The sequence below is a fragment of the Paenibacillus sp. FSL R5-0486 genome (assembly GCF_037975155.1).
In the GTDB taxonomy this organism is placed as follows: Bacteria; Bacillota; Bacilli; order Paenibacillales; family Paenibacillaceae; genus Paenibacillus; species Paenibacillus amylolyticus.
The window spans coordinates 4,423,010-4,440,378 of record NZ_CP150237.1 but is presented as its reverse complement, the minus strand read 5'-3'; the positions used below and the strand labels follow the sequence as shown (position 1 = coordinate 4,440,378).

Below are 17,369 nucleotides of genomic sequence, written 5' to 3'. Positions count from 1 at the left end.
GGTGATACACGATGCTGGAGCAAGAACAACTACTAGACCCGGATTACACCGGATTCATTCGTAAAATCAAAGAGAGCACAGGCATTGATCTTGCTCAATACAAGGAAGGCCAGATGAAAAGAAGGCTGACCACACTTCGCAACAAAAACGGGTTTCATACATTTTCTAACTTTTTTGAAGCTATGCAGAAAGATAAATCATTGTTTTACGAATTCCTTGATCGTATGACGATTAACGTGTCGGAATTCTGGCGTAATCCCAATCGTTGGGAAGTGCTACGGGACGAGATCATGCCTGAGCTGCTGGGGTCCAAGCGTCGTGCTAAAGTTTGGAGTGCGGCCTGTTCAACAGGTGAAGAACCTTATACACTTGCCATGATTCTGGACACGATGGGCATTTTGAAGGACAGCTCCATTACGGCAAGTGATCTGGATGAAGGTGCATTGGCCAAAGCCAAGGAAGGGCGTTATATGGAACGCTCGCTTAAGGATGTGCCAAAGGAAACGGCGAACCGTTACTTCAAGCAGGATGGCTTGGTATACCGTATTGATGAGCAACTCAAAAATTCGATCAAGTTCATGAAACAAAATTTGCTGGTGGACCGTTTTGACGATGGTTACGATCTGATTGTGTGCCGAAATGTCATGATCTATTTTACCGAGGAAGCCAAAAACCTGTTGTATCACAAATTTGCAGCAAGTTTGCGTCCAGGCGGTATTTTGTTTGTGGGTAGTACGGAGCAGATCTTCTCCCCGGGACAATATGGTCTGGAGACAGCAGAGACATTCTTCTATCGGAAAAAATAATGATAATGGTTGTTCAGCCGTCTGAAGCACATGTACATGTGTTCAGGCGGTTATTTGTATACCAAGTACAAGAAAGAGCCGACTTTCTTGTCAAAGCCGGTCAGCTATACTATAATAAGCAAAGAAATTATGGGATTTTAGCAATGTGAAGTTTAACAGTTTAAAGGGGGAACGTATTATGAGTTTACGCTATTTAACCGCAGGGGAGACGCACGGACCCCAATTGACCGCTATTATTGAAGGATTGCCAAGTAATTTGACAATTGATTTTGAAGAACTGAATTTCCAGCTTCACCGCCGCCAAAAGGGATATGGCCGTGGACGCCGGATGCAGATCGAGAAGGATCAGGCGAATTTCGTTGGTGGTATCCGTCACGGATATACAACAGGTGCTCCGGTAGCGCTGGTTGTTCAAAATAACGACTGGAAACATTGGCAGAATATTATGAATATTGAGCCGATTGAAGGCAGTGACGAAGAGAAACGTCGCGTTCATCGTCCACGTCCCGGACACGCTGATCTGAACGGTGGGCTCAAGTATAATCTTAAAGACTTGCGTAACGTACTGGAGCGCTCCAGTGCACGTGAGACAACGGTACGTGTGGCATGTGGTGCCATTGCACGTCAATTCCTGGCTGAATTCGGAATCAAGGTAGCTGGACGTGTACTTCGCATTGGAGAGATCGAAGCTCCATATCAGGACCTTCCGATTGATGAACTGATCGCAGTGACAGAAGCTTCCTCTGTACGTGTTACGGATGCTGAGACAGAGAAGAAGATGGAAGCCTACATCGACCAGATTAAACAAGAAGGTGATTCCATCGGAGGAATAGTGGAATGTATCGTTGAAGGTGTACCTATTGGTCTTGGTAGTTATGTTCAATACGATCGCAAACTGGATGCACGAATCGCTCAAGGCGTAATGTCCATTAATGCATTCAAAGGTGTAGAGATTGGTATCGGATTCGAAGCCGGAGTCATTCGAGGATCACAGGTACATGATGAAATCATGCATACGGATGAGCGCGGCTACCACCGGGCAACCAACCGTTTGGGTGGATTCGAAGGTGGTATGACAAACGGTATGCCAGTCGTTGTACGTGGTGTGATGAAGCCGATCCCAACGTTGTATAAGCCACTGCAAAGTGTCGATATCGATACAAAAGAAGCATTTACGGCTCAGGTTGAGCGCTCGGACGCTTGTGCTGTACCAGCAGCGAGTGTGGTTATGGAGCATGTTGTAGCGTGGGAAATTGCCAAAGCATTCCTGGAGAAATTCGGCGGGGATTCCATGGAAGAGATCCGTGCCAATGTTGCTAGTTATAACGCTCAACTGGAGAATTACTAATATGCGTCAGCTGACGGTACAGTTGGAGGAACGCTCATATCCGATTCTGATTGGCAGCGGTCTATTGGCACAAGCCCCTCAATATTTTGAGCAATATGGGTTGACCAAAAAAAGTCCGTTACTCATCATTACAGATGAAAATGTGGCTCCCAAATACTTGTCAGGTTTGGAGCAAACGCTGCGTACGGCTGGTTATACAGTCGTATCGGCGGTTGTACCCTCTGGTGAAACATCGAAATCCCTTTCGGTGTACCAGGATATGATGACCGTTGCTATTGAAGGCAAACTGGATCGGAGTTCTGCGATTCTGGCCTTAGGTGGTGGTGTCGTAGGTGATCTGGCTGGTTTTGTTGCCGCTACATATATGCGTGGAATCAAGTTTGTTCAAGTACCTACAACGATTTTGGCGCATGACAGCAGTGTAGGCGGCAAGGTGGCTGTCAATCATCCGCTGGCCAAAAATATGATTGGTGCATTCCACCAGCCCGAGCTAGTGCTCTATGATGTGGACACACTTCAATCCTTGCCGCCACGAGATGTATCGGCAGGGTTGTCAGAGATGCTGAAGCACGGGCTGATCCGTGATGAGGCTTTTGCACATTGGTGTGAGGAACATGCGGAAGAACTGCTTGCGCTTAATCCGGAAGCACTTGGATACGGCTTGGAACGTGGATGTGGCATTAAGGCGGAGATTGTATCCAGAGACGAACGTGAAAATGGAGAACGTGCGTTGTTGAACCTGGGACATACGATTGGTCATGCCATTGAAGCGATTGCCGGTTATGGAGAATTTCTGCACGGAGAAGCGATCTCGATCGGTATGGCTGGATCAGCATTGCTTGGTGAGAAGCTTGGTGCGCCAGCAGGGCTCTATGAAGATACGGTCCGCATGTTGCGTTCACTTCGCCTTCCAACAACGATGCCTGCGCATCTCGACACGGATGCATTAATGGAAGCGATGATGCATGACAAAAAGTTCCGTGAAGGTCATATGGTGTTTATCATTCCTGATCGGATTGGGGCTGCAAGAATTGTGAAGGACGTACCTGTGTTGGCAGTTCGGGACGTCATTGAAATGCTCAGGAAGGGAGAATAACAGCGATGGTCACACGGGGAATTCGCGGGGCTACAACAGTCACGCAGAACAACGAAGAACAGATTTTGAAGGAAACGGCAGTATTGTTGCAGGAGATCGTGGATCGCAATGAGATCCAACCGGAAGATATCTGCAGTGTGTGGATTACGTTAACTGGGGATCTGGATGCTGCTTTCCCGGCAAAAGCTATTCGCCAACTGGATGGCTGGGAACTCGTACCACTAATGTGTGCACTGGAGGTTCCTGTTAAAGGTGCCTTGGCGCAGTGCATTCGTTTCATGGTGCATGTCAATACAAACAAGGCTCAGAATGAAATCAACCATGTATATCTGAACGGTGCACAGGCATTACGTCCGGATTTGGCAACACCTTCTGGTTCTTAAGTAGTGGGTTGTCAAACCGATCATAATGATGTATAGTGAGAACCAGTTGAGTAGAGTAGAGATTGAGCTGAGAGCAGCTGAGCTAGTGGAGTATATAGCAGAGTCCAGTGGGTGGTAACCGGGGCAACAGAAACCGGTCAACTGATTCACGGTACGTCGTGCTACGGAATAGGTAACAGGAACAGGGAAAACAAACGTGTCATAGGACATCTTTTGTTTTGATATATTTTTGTACAAACACAATCAATGCACTCTCCTATATTTTACGTAATATTGGAATGAGTAGTTGAAGTGTTATAACTAATTTATTTTCCCGATTTGGATGATGTGAGGTGCATCAATTCAGCGACCTGTGAATAATCCGACAGCGAAGTATAGGGACTTGTTATTTATGAAGCATCACCCTGTTAAATACAGCTTATAACCAAACCTCTACCTGATGGTAGAGGTTTTTTTGTACATTGAATTGTTTCTTCTCCCCCTATAAGTTCAACTAAACTTTTACACAAAAACGAAGAGGACAGAAATAACGTGAAGAAGCGGAGCGTTCGCCTAAAAGCTTTCTGAAAGAAAGCTACATCGGAAGCATACGCTATCACCGGATTTTCCCTTTAGAAAGGGAATCAAAAAAATCTGGGGATAACAGCGATCGGAAGGTTGTTCTGTCATCGGAGTGCTCAGTGTAAACCTCTTTAGTTGAACTTACCTAAATCTGAAAGGACGTGATCTGATGATAACGCCAAACGTTAATCAAGTACTGAAAATGTCGAATGAGTATAATCTGATTCCGGTAGTCAAACGGATTCTGGCAGATATGGAGACTCCGATTCGAATATTCCGCCGTTATGCTGACAACGACCGGGCATTCCTGTTGGAAAGTGTAGAGGGCGGTATCCAATGGGCGAGATACTCGTTCATCGGTACAGATCCGTTCCTGATGATTTCGGCCAAGAAGGGCCGGATTGTTGTAGAAGAAGCAGGGAAGACTCGTGAATTGCCAGGTAAACCGATCGAAGAACTGAAAGCACTGCTGCGTAAGTATCGCAGTCCAAAAGATGATGAACTGCCACCATTCACAGGTGGGGCAATTGGTTTCTTCGGATATGATCTGCTGTCCTATTATGAGAAACTTCCAGCTCACGCGCTGGATGACCTGAATATGGATGACATTCGCTTTATGTTCTGTGACCAGATTATCGTGTTTGACCATGTGAAGCAGCAGATGCTGCTCGTCGGTAATGTACACGTCAAGGACGGTGCAACGGATGACGAGATACGTCAAGCGTATGCAGTGACTTCGGAGAAGCTGGAGCAGGCCGCAGAACGTTTGCAGCAGCAAGGACCAGGAGAGAACCTGAATCCGCGTTCCATTCCGGGAGACGTGGAACTGGGGGATATTCGCTCCAACCTCACGAAGGAGCAATTTATCGGTAATGTAGAGCAAGCCAAAGATTACATTCGCGCAGGTGATATTTTTCAAGTGGTATTATCCCAGCGTTTCCACATTGATACGGAAGTTTCTCCGCTTCACGTGTATCGTGTGCTTCGGACCCTGAATCCATCACCTTATATGTATTACCTCAAAATGGATGATGAGATTATCGTGGGTACTTCGCCAGAAGCGCTGGTCAAGGTGGACGGGAATCGTGTGGAGACACGACCGATTGCAGGTACACGTCCAAGAGGGGCAACAGAAGCGGAAGATCGTGCACTCGCTGCTGATCTGCTCCAGGATGAGAAGGAACGCGCGGAGCATCTGATGCTAGTTGATCTGGGGCGTAACGATCTGGGCCGGGTATCCAGTTTCGGCAGTGTGAAGTGTGACATGTTCATGGAGATTGAACGGTATTCTCACGTTATGCACATGGTATCCAACGTTACGGGCGAGCTTAGAGAAGATAAGGATTTCTTCGATGCATTCCTCTCTTGCTTGCCAGCGGGTACTGTATCCGGAGCACCGAAACTGCGTGCAATGGAGATTATCGCGGAACTGGAGAAAGAGGCACGTGGAGCTTATGCAGGAGCAATCGGATACCTTGGTTTCTCGGGTAACATGGACTCCTGTATTACGATTCGTACGATTATTTTTAAAAAAGGAAAAGCGTATGTACAGGCCGGAGCGGGAATCGTATGGGATTCTGTGCCTGAGAATGAATATGAGGAAACGGTTAACAAAGCTAAAGCATTGCTCAAGGCGATTCGAACAGCAGAAGCAATGTTTCCTGCCAAAGAAAAGGACAGCACGTTGAGACTGGCGAATGCAGACTACTTTGTCACACCAGCGGCCGCTAAGAACTGAGAGAGGAGAGACCGGAGATGAACATAAACCCAATAATGAATGAGAGCCCTGTAACCCCTATTGCTGAGATTACTCGTGAGGAAGGCATGAAAAATGGCCTGGCGAAGATTCTAGAGGGCAGCCATCTGGAGCAAGCCGAAGCAAGAGATTTGATGTACTCGATCATGAGAGGTGAGGCAACGCCGGCTCAAATCGGAGGTTTGCTGATGGCGCTACGGATGAAGGGTGAAACGGTAGATGAGATCACCGGTTTTGCTGAAGCCATGCGTGGTCAGGGCGGACGAATTCTAACGGATGGCAGCGGCTTGCTGGACACGTGTGGAACAGGTGGATCGGGTATTCACAAATTCAACATTTCCACAGCATCCGCGATCATTGCTTCGGCCGTCTCGGTTCGGGTCGCCAAACATGGCAACCGTTCAGCTTCAGGCAAAGCGGGTAGTGCAGATGTATTAGAGGCACTCGGTGTAAATATCCATCTGAACGGGGAGCAGGCCAGACAATGTCTGGATGATATCGGAATCTGCTTCTGTTTTGCCCAGGTATATCACCCTTCCATGCGACATGCAGCAGGACCAAGAAAAGAGCTGGGGGTTCGTACCATTTTCAATATGCTCGGACCGTTAACGAATCCTGCGGGAGCAGATTGCCAACTGCTTGGCCTGTATGATCGTTCCCGGACGCCGATGATTGCTGAAGTACTGAATCGTCTTGGTCTCAAAAGAGCGTTGGTTGTGGCCAGCCATGATGGTCTGGATGAAATCAGTATCTCGGCACCAACTCAGGTATCTGAACTTCGCAATGGTGAAGTGCACACCTATGATATTGATCCACGTGATATGGGTTTGTCTCTACATCCGCTTGAAGCGGTACTTGGAGGAGATGCGGCACAGAATGCCGAAATTATTAAGAGGATCTTCCAGGGTGAGCAGAGTGCCTATCGTGATGTCGTTCTGTTGAATGCCGGAGCGTGCATCTATGTATCCGGTCTTGCAGATAGCATTGCTGAAGGGGTGACACTTGCCGCAGAAGCGGTAGATTCGGGCAAAGCTGCCGGGAAGCTTGAACAGTTAATTCATACAACGGAGGCGTATAGTCATGTATCTTGATCGAATCGTTGCAACCAAACATAAAGAAGTTGAAGTTCTTGCACAAACATTTAACATGGATGAAGCTATCCAAAAAATCGAACAACTACCCGCAACTCGAGGGTTTGAAAAAGCATTATCAAGCGGACGCAATCGCAAACTTGGCCTTATTGCTGAAGTGAAAAAAGCTTCGCCATCCAAAGGGTTAATTCGTCCGGATTTTCATCCGGTAGAGATTGCTGCTGCTTATGAGCGAGCGGGTGCAGACTGCATCTCCGTATTAACAGATGTGTCGTATTTTCAAGGCAGCAACGAGTACTTGCAGGCTATCCATCAAGCAGTGAACATTCCGCTATTGCGCAAGGATTTTATTATAGATGAACGACAGATTGCCGAGGCAAGATTGCTGGGTGCGGACGCGGTATTGCTGATTGCCAGTATTCTGACACCTGAACAGATTCGTCAATATCTGGAATTTGCCAAAAGTTTGGGGCTGGATGCCTTGATTGAAGTCCATGATCGAACAGAACTGGAGCAGGTATTGGAGATTCCGCAGGCAACACTTGTGGGCATCAACAATCGTAATTTGAAAACATTCGAAACCAGCCTGAACACGACACTGGATTTGATGGAATTGATTCCAAGTGGCGTTACCTTGATTAGCGAAAGTGGTATTGACGGACCAGAATCAACAGTACCTCTGATCCAGGCCGGTGTTCATGGTATTCTCGTAGGTGAGCATCTCATGCGCAAGGATGATGTCGAGGCGGCTGTATATGATCTGATGGGACCCAAATGATGAATACTTCCTTACACGATGGCACAGGCGACAGTATGTCAGAACTGAGAAACCCGCTGCCAGCGGCCGTAAAAATATGTGGACTTCAGGACGTTGAAGTGCTAAAATCGATGATAAACTTGCCTGTGGATTACATTGGTGTTGTTTTTGCCAAATCACGCCGCCGAATCGAACCCGAGCAGGCTGCTGCATTAAGAACGGTGTTGTTCGAATGGTCTACCTATGATCGGCCGAAGCTTGCGGGTGTATTTGTGAATCCTACGCTCGAAGAACTGGAACACATTATGGACATTGCTCAGCTGGATGTTATTCAACTGCATGGACAGGAGACTGCGGAATTTTGCCAGCAGGTGAAGCAGCGGTGGAATGCCGCAGTGTTCAAAGTTTTTTCTTTTCCCAAAGATGAAACGGGACCGGAAGCTGATGATGCAGCCATAAGGGCTCTTGATACTTATGATAAATACGTGGATGCGATATTGCTTGATACCCATGATCCTCTATATGGAGGGGGCTCCGGGAAAACGTTTGCCTGGGAGAGAATCCCTGCCTATGCTGAATGGGCAAAAAGTCGCGAAATTGCTCTGTTCGTTGCAGGAGGGTTGCAGCCGGACAATGTACAACAACTAATACAGACATATACACCTTTCGGCGTCGATGTATCCAGCGGCGTGGAGACTGAAGGTGTGAAGGATATTGCCAAAATTACAGCATTCGTAGAAAGGGTGAAGCAGGCATGACACATCAATTGCCGGATCAACACGGGCGTTTCGGTCACTTCGGAGGCCGCTTTGTACCTGAGACACTAATGAACGCACTTATTGAGTTGGAGGAGGCATACAGCCACTTCTCTGAAGATGAGGAATTTAACAAGGAACTGAACTATCTGTTAAGCGAGTATTCTGGACGTGAAACGCCATTGTATCATGCAGAGCAATTGTCACGCCGATTGGGCGGACCGAAAATTTATCTGAAACGTGAAGATCTCAATCATACAGGCGCGCACAAAATTAATAACGCCATTGGACAAGGTTTGCTTGCCAAACGGATGGGCAAAAAGAAAGTTATTGCCGAAACGGGTGCAGGTCAACATGGCGTTGCGACCGCAACCGTAGCCGCATTGCTTGGACTGGAATGCAAAGTATTTATGGGCGAAGAAGATACAGAACGTCAGCAGTTAAACGTATTTCGGATGAAGCTACTCGGAGCAGAAGTAATTCCGGTGACGTCCGGAACACGGACACTGAAGGATGCTGGTAATGAAGCACTTCGCTACTGGGTCAGCAATGTAGAGGATACGTTCTATGTGCTCGGATCAGTGGTTGGTCCTCATCCATATCCGATGATGGTGCGGAATTTCCAACGTGTGATTGGTGATGAGACCCGTCGTCAGATTCAGGAGATCGAAGGGCGTTTGCCGGATGTAATTGTAGCCGCTGTTGGTGGAGGAAGTAATGCGATCGGTATGTTCTATCCATTTATCGGTGATCAGGATGTGAAGCTTGTTGGTGTTGAAGCCGCAGGCAAAGGGGTCGAAACCGAGTATCACGCTGCAACGATGACCAAAGGCACGCATGGTGTATTCCAGGGCTCTATGAGTTACCTGTTGCAGGATGAGTATGGACAGGTTCAGCCAGCGCATTCCATCTCGGCCGGACTTGATTATCCGGGTGTTGGTCCGGAGCATTCCTATCTCAAGGATATTGAACGGGCAAAATATGTACCGATCACGGATCAGGAAGCACTGGATGCCCTGCAACTCCTATGTCGGACGGAGGGAATCATTCCTGCTCTGGAGTCTGCACATGCGGTTGCCCAAGTTGTCAAACTGGCGCCTGAACTTACAGCAAATGATATTGTAGTCATTTGTCTGTCGGGACGTGGAGACAAGGATGTTGAATCCATCATGAAATACACGGGAGGTGACTTGGGATGAATCTGATGGACCAGACCTTCCAGCAATTGAAGGAACAGAATCGTACGGCACTTATTCCATTTTTAACCGTGGGAGACCCGGATGTGGACACAACGATTGATATCATCAAGGAGCTTGAACAGGCTGGAGCGGATATTTTGGAACTGGGTGTTCCCTATTCCGATCCGCTTGCAGATGGCCCAGTCATTCAGCGCGCTTCCGAACGTGCGCTGAAAAGCCAGATTACCATTCGTACTGTGATGGAAACCGCTGCAAAAGCTCGTAAGGCAGGTGTGAAACTGCCGTTTGTACTGTTCACTTATTATAATCCGGTATTGCAGACAGGCCTGGATGTATTCTTTGATGAATTGGTCAAACACGATATTAGTGGCATGATCATTCCGGACCTGCCAATTGAGGAAGCGGAAGAGATGCGAGAACGCGCAAATCGTGCTGGTGTGCATCTGGTGCCGCTTGTTGCACCTACATCTAATGCCCGGATTGAGCGGATTGTAACGGGCGCGAGGGGCTTTATCTATTGTGTATCATCCCTTGGGGTAACCGGAGAGAGAGCTTCTTTCTTTGATGGCGTAGAGAGCTTTATTGAGACGGTGAAAAGTCTGACAGACCTCCCTGTAGCGGTGGGTTTTGGTATCTCCAGTCATGAGCAGGTGGCACATTTCTCCCGCATCTGCGATGGCGTTGTTGTAGGTAGTGCCATTGTTCGTCAGGTGGAAGATGCGATTCCTCTGCTTGAAAATCCGGATACGCGTGCAGCGGGACTGTTGCAAATTCGCAACTTTGTGGCACAATTAAAGGGATAGAGATGTCCTGAAAGGACATCTTTTGGACACGTAAGGTGCACGCTGATTCGTGTCTAACATTATTTCAATAACAGGAGGCGGTCGGGTTGAAACCGAAATCCCAGATTGTCAATCTGCCTGTGTACCAGCCGGGCAAACCGATTGAAGAAGTGAAACGTGAACTGGGGCTTGAACAAGTCATCAAGCTGGCCTCCAACGAAAACCCGTACGGCAGTTCTCCTGCCGCCCTGGAAGCCATTACGAGAGAAATGACTAATATAAGCATATACCCAGACGGTAGCTCGGTTGAGCTGACGGGAGTTCTTGCCAAGCATCTTGGCGTTGAACGGAACAACTTAATATTTGGTTGTGGTTCCGATGAGATTATTGCTTTGATCACGAGAGCTTTCTTCTTGCCGGGTGACGAGACCATCATGGCAGATCAAACATTTTCTGTATATAAAAGCAATGCAGATATTGAGGGTGCCGTGTCCATCGAAGTGCCTCTGAAAGATGGCACGCATGATCTGAGCGCGATGCTCGCGCAAATTAACGACAAAACCAAAGCAGTATGGGTGTGTAATCCAAATAATCCGACAGGTACGATCATCTCCGAGCAGGAACTTACAGCCTTTATGGACCGTGTGCCTGCTCATGTGATGGTCATACTGGACGAAGCTTATTATGAATTCGTAACCGATGAAGCATACCCGCAAAGTATACCATTGATCGAACGGTATCCGAACTTGGTCATCCTGCGGACATTCTCCAAAATTTACGGTTTGGCTTCGCTTCGGATCGGATATGGTATTGCACGTCCCGAAATTATTGATTTGATTAACCGTGTACGTGAACCGTTTAACACCTCCCGTTTTGGACAGGTTGCGGCAAAAGCTGCACTACTGGATCAGGATTTTGTTCAAGAGTGCTCGAAGCGGAATGCAACGGATCGGGATTACCTGCAAAATGAATTTACACGGCTCGGGTTGTCGTATTTCCCTTCACAGGGTAATTTCATTATGGTTGACCTGAATATGCCTTCGGCAATTGCGTTCCAATCCTTGCTCAAACAAGGCATTATCGTTCGCTCAGGATTCCACGTATACCCAACTTACATTCGTGTGTCCGTCGGAACATCAGAACAGAACCGTGCATTTGTCACGGCACTGGAGAACACGCTGGCTGAGAAGGCGGTAGCACGCCCTTAATACTGGCGATGAAAGAGTGAGGACCCATGAAACTAAAAATTGCAATGATTGGTGTAGGACTCATCGGCGGTTCACTGGCACTCTGCTTCAAAGGCAAGCCAGGTGTAACCGTGATGGGCTACGCCCACTTGGATGAACTGAAGGACAAGTACATAGCGAGCGGTGTAGTGGATGATGCTACGCTCTCTCTGGAAGAAGCGGTAGAGGATGCCGACTTTATTTTTTTGTGCGTTCCCGTAGGTTTGCTTGAATCCTATTTCGAAAAGCTCTCCAAGCTGCCATTGAAAAAAGGATGTATCATCACGGACGTAGGAAGCACTAAAGCTTCCATTGCCGCTTGTGCCGAGCATGTGCGGTTGACTGACGCTTACTTCATTGGTGGTCATCCTATGGCAGGGTCGGAGCGTGCAGGCGTAGATGCGGCCTCAGCTGTATTGTTTGAGAATGCATACTATGTCTTAACCCCTTCAGAACATGTACCTGAGGAAGCCTACAGCAGGCTGTCTGAGCTGCTTGCGTATACGCGGGCACAGATCGTGCGTGTGGAGCCTCTGCTGCACGATGACATCGTGGGGGCGATTAGTCATCTGCCACATGTTATTGCTGTTGCGCTTGTGAATCAGGTGCGTGAATATAATGAGTCGAATCCACTGTATAAAATGCTGGCTGCAGGCGGTTTTCGGGATATTACCCGGATTGCGTCCAGTGATGCGATTGTGTGGAGAGATATCTTGCTTAGCAACCGTGATGTACTGCTGGGCTTGCTAAAGGACTGGAATAGCCAGATGACGGCCTTTACGGATATGCTGGAGCATAAGAACGGTGAAGGCATAGAGGAGGCATTCCGTCAGGCCCGCGAGTTCCGCAGTATATTACCAGAACGACGCAAAGGCATGATTTCGCCGTTATTTGATCTGTATACTGATGTCCAGGATGCACCGGGTATGATCGGTAAGATAGCAACTGAGCTTGGGGCGAATGATATCAACTTGAGCAACTTGGAGATTATCGAAAACCGGGTGGATGTGCCGGGTATTATGCGTCTGTCTTTCCGTCAGGAAGAAGATATGGAACGAGCCAAGACGTTATTGGATTCCTTAGGCTATCAAGTGTGGATATAAGACGAGAAAGAGGGCGAAAGCCCTCTTTTTTGTGAGGTTATATTGGAGTTGTTATTTGATTTTCAGTCACAGAAAAAAAGGATGTATTATCCTTATTTACCGAAAGATATAATTAATTCAAACAATTTTACTGAAAGTGTTGACAAAATGAAAACGTATACATATAATAAGGGTACAGTATGGTTTCTCTCCACTCCTATCCAATAACTGTATTGCTCCACGTGAGCAATGGCCGCTTATGTAAGCGGTCTTTTTTTTGTCTTAAAAAGTTTTGGGAAAGGCATTGATATGTGAATAGTTACACTTGGACTTACATCCTCTATTTACATCTCCCTCCTTAATCTGTTAGGATACCTTAGATCCAATAAATATCACATTTTTGTAACCTTTTCAGTATATCGTCCGTCTATATAAGCAAGGGTTACCAAAAAGGCTCAAAATGAAGTCATGAACGTGAAAATGACCGCATATGAATGACAGGTCGGGTTTTGTGGATGCCAATGGATTTGCCAGGATGATGCAGACCGTTGTACAATAAATACTGTTAATGTAGAAACGTTGGGGAAATTGCCATTACATAGGGGAATTTGGCGGGAAGGCCAGTTATGGCGCTGAACGCTTTTTATATGCGGTGAGAACCGCAACTTTTTTGTGCCTGTTCGGTAATACATGGATAGAGTCGAACGGGGAGAAGCACATGGATGGGCGAGGAGGGGTCGCACTCAAATGACGGATTCCCAGTTGATTCGAGAGATCAAGGAAGGTAACCTGGAGTTATATTCCGAGCTGATGAGTCGTTATCAGCGTAAAATACTGGCTTTCGTATATCATATGTTGAAAAGTTCCAATATGGAGCTGCTTGCGGAAGATCTCTGTTCTGAGACTTTCTATAAGGCGTTCCGCAGTCTGCACTCTTTCCGTGAGGTGGATGCCTCATTCTCAACATGGTTATATACCATTGCGAGAAATACGGTACTGAGTGAGCTTCGCAAACAGCGTAGCGGAAATGTCCCACTTGAAGAGAGCGGGATTGTTCCCGTTGCTCCTTCGGAGAATACACCGGAGTATGCTGTACTACGCAGCGAGCGGGTGATGCTGGTTAGGGATGCGATTAACAATTTGCCGGAGAAGCAGCGTTCTGCGATTATACTCCGTGAGTATGATCAACTAGACTACCAAGAGATCGCGAATATTCTTGGGCAGAGCGTCAGTTCTGTGAAATCGCTATTATTCAGAGCAAGATCAAGCGTAAAAACTCAATTGGAACCTTATTTCTTCGAACCGGTGTACGAGCCATATGAAGGGATGAAGAACCGATGAATTGCAATGAAGCCCAGGAACTGTTTGCACTGGTCTGGGACTTGCCGGAAACTCATCCTCAGCGGATTGCATTTCATGCTCATCTCGCTGGTTGTGAAGAGTGCTCCGAGCAGTTTGAGGTCTGGGAAGAAGCTCAGATCTTGCTGCACAGCATTCCGGTTCCAGTGACAGAACAACAAGCAGAGAGAGTGAACCGTAACGTTATGGACCGGATCTACGCGGAGTCTCCATGGTTACTGCCGGAAGAGGTAAAGGTTAATCGTTTCTCTGCTGTGATCCGCAAGCATATGTCTCTGTGGATTGCCGCGTTCCTGGCTATTTTTTTATGTAGCTTTCTGTATATGGCAATGTTTAAGCCAGATGTATCAGAAGCTGAGCAAACCAAAGTTGTTACTACGGGTATCCTGGAGACAGGGGTTGCCGGAAGCGGACCATCGTCCTCTGGAATGTATCAGTACAACATGACTGGAGCGGACAGAGGAAGTATCATAGAACCTTTTGTTGTGAGCATGGGACCTGCATATCCGCAGTATTGGATGGCCCTCTCTTTACTTGCAATAGGAATGGCGTTATTTTCTCTTGGACGTATGCATCGAACAACGAATAAACGCAAACAAGGTGCGAGTGCATAGGTAATAACCTTTCGTTCGCCGTGTGGAGAAATGAGGGATGTAAGTGCGAATCGGGCTTATTCGTCACGGTCTTACAGACTGGAATGCGGCGGGCCGTATACAGGGTCAGACGGATATTCCTCTGAATGGAGAAGGTCGTGAACAGGCAGAGCGCCTGGGAAGACGTCTGCTGACGGAAGAATACCAATGGGACTATATCATCACAAGTGGATTATCGCGGGCACAGGAAACAGGGGAGATTATCTCCAAGCTGTTGAATGTACCTTTGCTCAAGCCAGACGCACGGTTGAAAGAAAGGGCTTTTGGTCAGATTGAAGGTCTGACTTCAGAAGAACGGGTTGCCCGTTGGGGTCAAGCCTGGGAGACATTAGACTTGGGACAGGAGCAGATAGCGGATATCCAGATTCGTGCACTGGCGTTTCTGGAAGATCTATGGTCGGCCTATTCTGACCAAAACGTACTCATTGTCACTCACGGAGCTTTCTTAGCCAACCTTTTAACAGCTTTGTTTAAAGATCGGTATACAGAACGGATTGGAAACCTGTCACTGACGATCCTGGAAAAGGAACGTGATGACTGGAGTCCACTGTTATATAATTGCACACGACATCTGTCTTTGGACACAGCGAAACAACCTGAGTAATCCAACTTGGGTTGTTTTTTTTTGCGTTTTATGGGGAAATAAAGACTTTATATGATTTCAAACCTCTCATTTTTCTTCTGATTGACCAACTCGGGGCATAGTATGGTTTAAAACATAAAAGATTTCCAAAAAGAGGTTTAGATTATGGGAATTCCGTCAACGATGTTTACAAAACCAAACTATTTCAGGCTCTGAATCAGTAGTCGAAGTAGTTAACGGGCGAGGCGATGGACCCATGAATCTAGCGGATATGCTTACTTTTGCCGATATTGGCCAGCTTAATCGAATAGCAGACTATTACCAATGTGAATGCAAGCCCAATTCCAAACATGAACTCATCCAGAGTATTCTCACTACATTGGGCAGCAGACCCTTTTTTGAGCAGCAGGTACGTCAACTGAATCAAGCAGATCAGCGCTTTTTGAACAACTTGTTGTTTGATCCTCGCCAGTATTATGGTATGGAAGAACTCATTGCCATAGCCCGTCAATCGATGGACAAAAAGGAGAGTGAGGCTGGCGCGAGTCCACGTGATCTCATCGTTCGCTTCAATAAGAGTGGATGGTTGTTCAATGGGACAACGCAGCAGACCAGGTATTTGTATCAGGTACCCCAGGATCTGAAATTAAGATTCAGGGATGTGTTATCCACACATCTGCGAGCAGGGATTACCAAAACAACGGAGCCACCCATGTATCGGGATGAGTATCATCTCTTAGCGGATGATCTCAAGTTGTTCCTGCAGTTTGTCCAGCAGCACGAAATTGCCCTTAACGCTGAAGGCATGATGTACCGTCGCTCTCAACAGCAGATTATGGAGCATCTGCACATTAGTGAGGAATTGGTGGGCAAAGGTGGATGGAGATTCGGATATGGCCGTTCCTTCAAGGATTACCCGGATCGTTTCGCACTTCTCTACGACTATGCATTTCACCATCGGCTGGTTCGTGAGGAGCAAGGCACGCTGAAGTTATCACCAGCTGGAGAAGACAAGCTGGGAGCTGAGAAAACAGCCGAAATGATACAGCTATTTAGCTTTTGGTTAAGATTGTATAAAGGTGCTATTCCCAATCTGTCCTCTATTGTGTATTGGACAGGCGAATGTGCCCAAGAATGGTCAACCGCCGAGTCGCTGTTTCGTCAGATCGGTCCGTTCATTCAGCCGTTTTACTATGATACGGCCGAGGCCATTTATGATAACAGAATTGTTAAAATGATGTTGCATCTTGGCATGGTCCGTATTGGGGAACATGAGGAAGGCAGGACTATACAAATGACAGCCTGGGGCACACGTCTTGCTGCATCCTGTCGCTCCATCTCAGGAGACATTACGCCTATTATGTTTGACAAGTGAAGGACAAGTTGCTAAAATCACTCCCAAATTAAGGAGTGATAATAATGATAATTCCATACAAAGGTCTACAACCTCAGTTACATCCTTCGGTATATATGGCTGAAGGTGCAAAACTGATCGGTGATTTGAGAATGGGAGAAGAGTCTTCCGTCTGGTTCAATGCAGTCCTGCGGGCTGATTTGGCTCCTATTATCATTGGAAAGCGCTGTAATATTCAAGATAACGTTGTCGGTCATGTCAATACTGATCAACCTTTGATTGTGGGAGATGATGTCTCAGTAGGACATACAGCGATCATTCATGGTTGTTGTATTGGAACAGGATCATTAATCGGCATGGGAGCCATTCTGCTGAATGGAGCCGATATTGGCGAATATACGCTGATTGGAGCCGGTTCTGTTGTTACTGAGAATAGTAAAATTCCGCCCTATACTCTTGCTTTGGGGACACCTGCCAAAGTGATACGTGAGCTGACTGATGCCGATCTGGAGCGGATGTCCAGAACTTCACTGGGTTATGTTACCAAAGGAAAAGAATATAGGAGCTCTTAAATCCGT

Annotated in this window: 17 protein-coding genes; all 17 read left to right on the top strand. The window is 47.1% G+C overall.

Going from position 1 to position 17,369, the window contains the following annotated elements; all coding sequences use genetic code 11:
- The first annotated feature begins 11 nt into the window (after positions 1–11).
- The 17 genes from MKY01_RS19695 to MKY01_RS19615 all read left to right on the top strand — a co-directional run bounded on the left by MKY01_RS19695 (position 12) and on the right by MKY01_RS19615 (position 17,363).
- Positions 12–806 (top strand): protein-glutamate O-methyltransferase CheR, encoded by a 795-nt coding sequence (locus MKY01_RS19695; protein WP_127549785.1) that lies wholly within the window; start codon positions 12–14, stop codon positions 804–806.
- Between the two features lie 178 nt (positions 807–984).
- Entirely contained in the window at positions 985–2,154 is a 1,170-nt protein-coding gene (gene aroC, locus MKY01_RS19690) for a chorismate synthase (protein ID WP_017687707.1), read from the top strand.
- Position 2,155: 1 nt separating this feature from the next.
- Positions 2,156–3,250 carry a 3-dehydroquinate synthase gene (gene aroB / locus MKY01_RS19685; protein ID WP_282320916.1) on the top strand — a complete coding sequence of 365 codons (1,095 nt, stop codon included), beginning with the start codon at positions 2,156–2,158 and terminating at the stop codon, positions 3,248–3,250.
- Positions 3,251–3,255: 5 nt separating this feature from the next.
- Entirely contained in the window at positions 3,256–3,633 is a 378-nt protein-coding gene (gene aroH, locus MKY01_RS19680; protein WP_036607677.1) for a chorismate mutase, read from the top strand.
- 730 nt (positions 3,634–4,363) lie between these two features.
- Positions 4,364–5,932, top strand: a complete 1,569-nt coding sequence (gene trpE / locus MKY01_RS19675) for an anthranilate synthase component I (protein ID WP_036607674.1) — start codon at positions 4,364–4,366, stop codon at positions 5,930–5,932.
- Between the two features lie 68 nt (positions 5,933–6,000).
- The gene (gene trpD / locus MKY01_RS19670) at positions 6,001–7,041 is read left to right on the top strand and encodes an anthranilate phosphoribosyltransferase (RefSeq protein WP_339287214.1); all 1,041 of its coding nucleotides are present in this window, start codon (positions 6,001–6,003) and stop codon (positions 7,039–7,041) included.
- A complete protein-coding gene (gene trpC / locus MKY01_RS19665) occupies positions 7,031–7,819 on the top strand; it encodes an indole-3-glycerol phosphate synthase TrpC (RefSeq protein WP_036607671.1) in 789 nt (262 codons plus the stop codon). Before trpD ends, trpC begins: the two co-directional genes overlap by 11 nt.
- Before the next feature lie 35 nt (positions 7,820–7,854).
- Positions 7,855–8,556, top strand: coding sequence for a phosphoribosylanthranilate isomerase (locus MKY01_RS19660; RefSeq protein WP_036607903.1), 702 nt, complete (start codon positions 7,855–7,857; stop codon positions 8,554–8,556).
- Positions 8,553–9,752 carry a tryptophan synthase subunit beta gene (gene trpB, locus MKY01_RS19655; RefSeq protein ID WP_047843556.1) on the top strand — a complete coding sequence of 400 codons (1,200 nt, stop codon included), beginning with the start codon at positions 8,553–8,555 and terminating at the stop codon, positions 9,750–9,752. The genes MKY01_RS19660 and trpB overlap by 4 nt, the downstream gene beginning before the upstream one ends.
- Positions 9,749–10,555 (top strand): tryptophan synthase subunit alpha, encoded by an 807-nt coding sequence (gene trpA, locus MKY01_RS19650; RefSeq protein ID WP_076250004.1) that lies wholly within the window; start codon positions 9,749–9,751, stop codon positions 10,553–10,555. The genes trpB and trpA overlap by 4 nt, the downstream gene beginning before the upstream one ends.
- An 86-nt stretch (positions 10,556–10,641) precedes the next feature.
- The gene (gene hisC / locus MKY01_RS19645; RefSeq protein ID WP_282320920.1) at positions 10,642–11,742 is read left to right on the top strand and encodes a histidinol-phosphate transaminase; all 1,101 of its coding nucleotides are present in this window, start codon (positions 10,642–10,644) and stop codon (positions 11,740–11,742) included.
- A 26-nt stretch (positions 11,743–11,768) separates the two neighbouring features.
- Positions 11,769–12,863, top strand: a complete 1,095-nt coding sequence (locus MKY01_RS19640; protein WP_074095636.1) for a prephenate dehydrogenase — start codon at positions 11,769–11,771, stop codon at positions 12,861–12,863.
- Positions 12,864–13,589: 726 nt separating this feature from the next.
- Positions 13,590–14,183: a sigma-70 family RNA polymerase sigma factor gene (locus MKY01_RS19635; RefSeq protein WP_036607662.1), complete on the top strand. Its 594-nt coding sequence runs from the start codon at positions 13,590–13,592 to the stop codon at positions 14,181–14,183.
- A complete protein-coding gene (locus tag MKY01_RS19630; protein WP_036607660.1) occupies positions 14,180–14,815 on the top strand; it encodes a zf-HC2 domain-containing protein in 636 nt (211 codons plus the stop codon). The genes MKY01_RS19635 and MKY01_RS19630 overlap by 4 nt, the downstream gene beginning before the upstream one ends.
- Before the next feature lie 43 nt (positions 14,816–14,858).
- On the top strand, positions 14,859–15,458 hold the full coding sequence (locus MKY01_RS19625) for a histidine phosphatase family protein (RefSeq protein ID WP_076328398.1): 600 nt from the start codon (positions 14,859–14,861) through the stop codon (positions 15,456–15,458).
- Positions 15,459–15,693: 235 nt separating this feature from the next.
- On the top strand, positions 15,694–16,812 hold the full coding sequence (locus MKY01_RS19620; RefSeq protein WP_127549613.1) for a hypothetical protein: 1,119 nt from the start codon (positions 15,694–15,696) through the stop codon (positions 16,810–16,812).
- Positions 16,813–16,856: 44 nt separating this feature from the next.
- Entirely contained in the window at positions 16,857–17,363 is a 507-nt protein-coding gene (locus MKY01_RS19615) for a gamma carbonic anhydrase family protein (protein WP_036607653.1), read from the top strand.
- The last annotated feature ends 6 nt before the right edge of the window (positions 17,364–17,369 follow it).

Coding starts and splice junctions, on each gene's coding strand:
- MKY01_RS19695 (WP_127549785.1), top strand. CDS start 12: ATGCTGGAGCAAGAACAACTACTAGACCCGGATTACACCGGATTCATT.
- aroC (WP_017687707.1), top strand. CDS start 985: ATGAGTTTACGCTATTTAACCGCAGGGGAGACGCACGGACCCCAATTG.
- aroB (WP_282320916.1), top strand. CDS start 2,156: ATGCGTCAGCTGACGGTACAGTTGGAGGAACGCTCATATCCGATTCTG.
- aroH (WP_036607677.1), top strand. CDS start 3,256: ATGGTCACACGGGGAATTCGCGGGGCTACAACAGTCACGCAGAACAAC.
- trpE (WP_036607674.1), top strand. CDS start 4,364: ATGATAACGCCAAACGTTAATCAAGTACTGAAAATGTCGAATGAGTAT.
- trpC (WP_036607671.1), top strand. CDS start 7,031: ATGTATCTTGATCGAATCGTTGCAACCAAACATAAAGAAGTTGAAGTT.
- MKY01_RS19660 (WP_036607903.1), top strand. CDS start 7,855: ATGTCAGAACTGAGAAACCCGCTGCCAGCGGCCGTAAAAATATGTGGA.
- trpB (WP_047843556.1), top strand. CDS start 8,553: ATGACACATCAATTGCCGGATCAACACGGGCGTTTCGGTCACTTCGGA.
- trpA (WP_076250004.1), top strand. CDS start 9,749: ATGAATCTGATGGACCAGACCTTCCAGCAATTGAAGGAACAGAATCGT.
- MKY01_RS19640 (WP_074095636.1), top strand. CDS start 11,769: ATGAAACTAAAAATTGCAATGATTGGTGTAGGACTCATCGGCGGTTCA.
- MKY01_RS19635 (WP_036607662.1), top strand. CDS start 13,590: ATGACGGATTCCCAGTTGATTCGAGAGATCAAGGAAGGTAACCTGGAG.
- MKY01_RS19630 (WP_036607660.1), top strand. CDS start 14,180: ATGAATTGCAATGAAGCCCAGGAACTGTTTGCACTGGTCTGGGACTTG.
- MKY01_RS19620 (WP_127549613.1), top strand. CDS start 15,694: ATGAATCTAGCGGATATGCTTACTTTTGCCGATATTGGCCAGCTTAAT.
- MKY01_RS19615 (WP_036607653.1), top strand. CDS start 16,857: ATGATAATTCCATACAAAGGTCTACAACCTCAGTTACATCCTTCGGTA.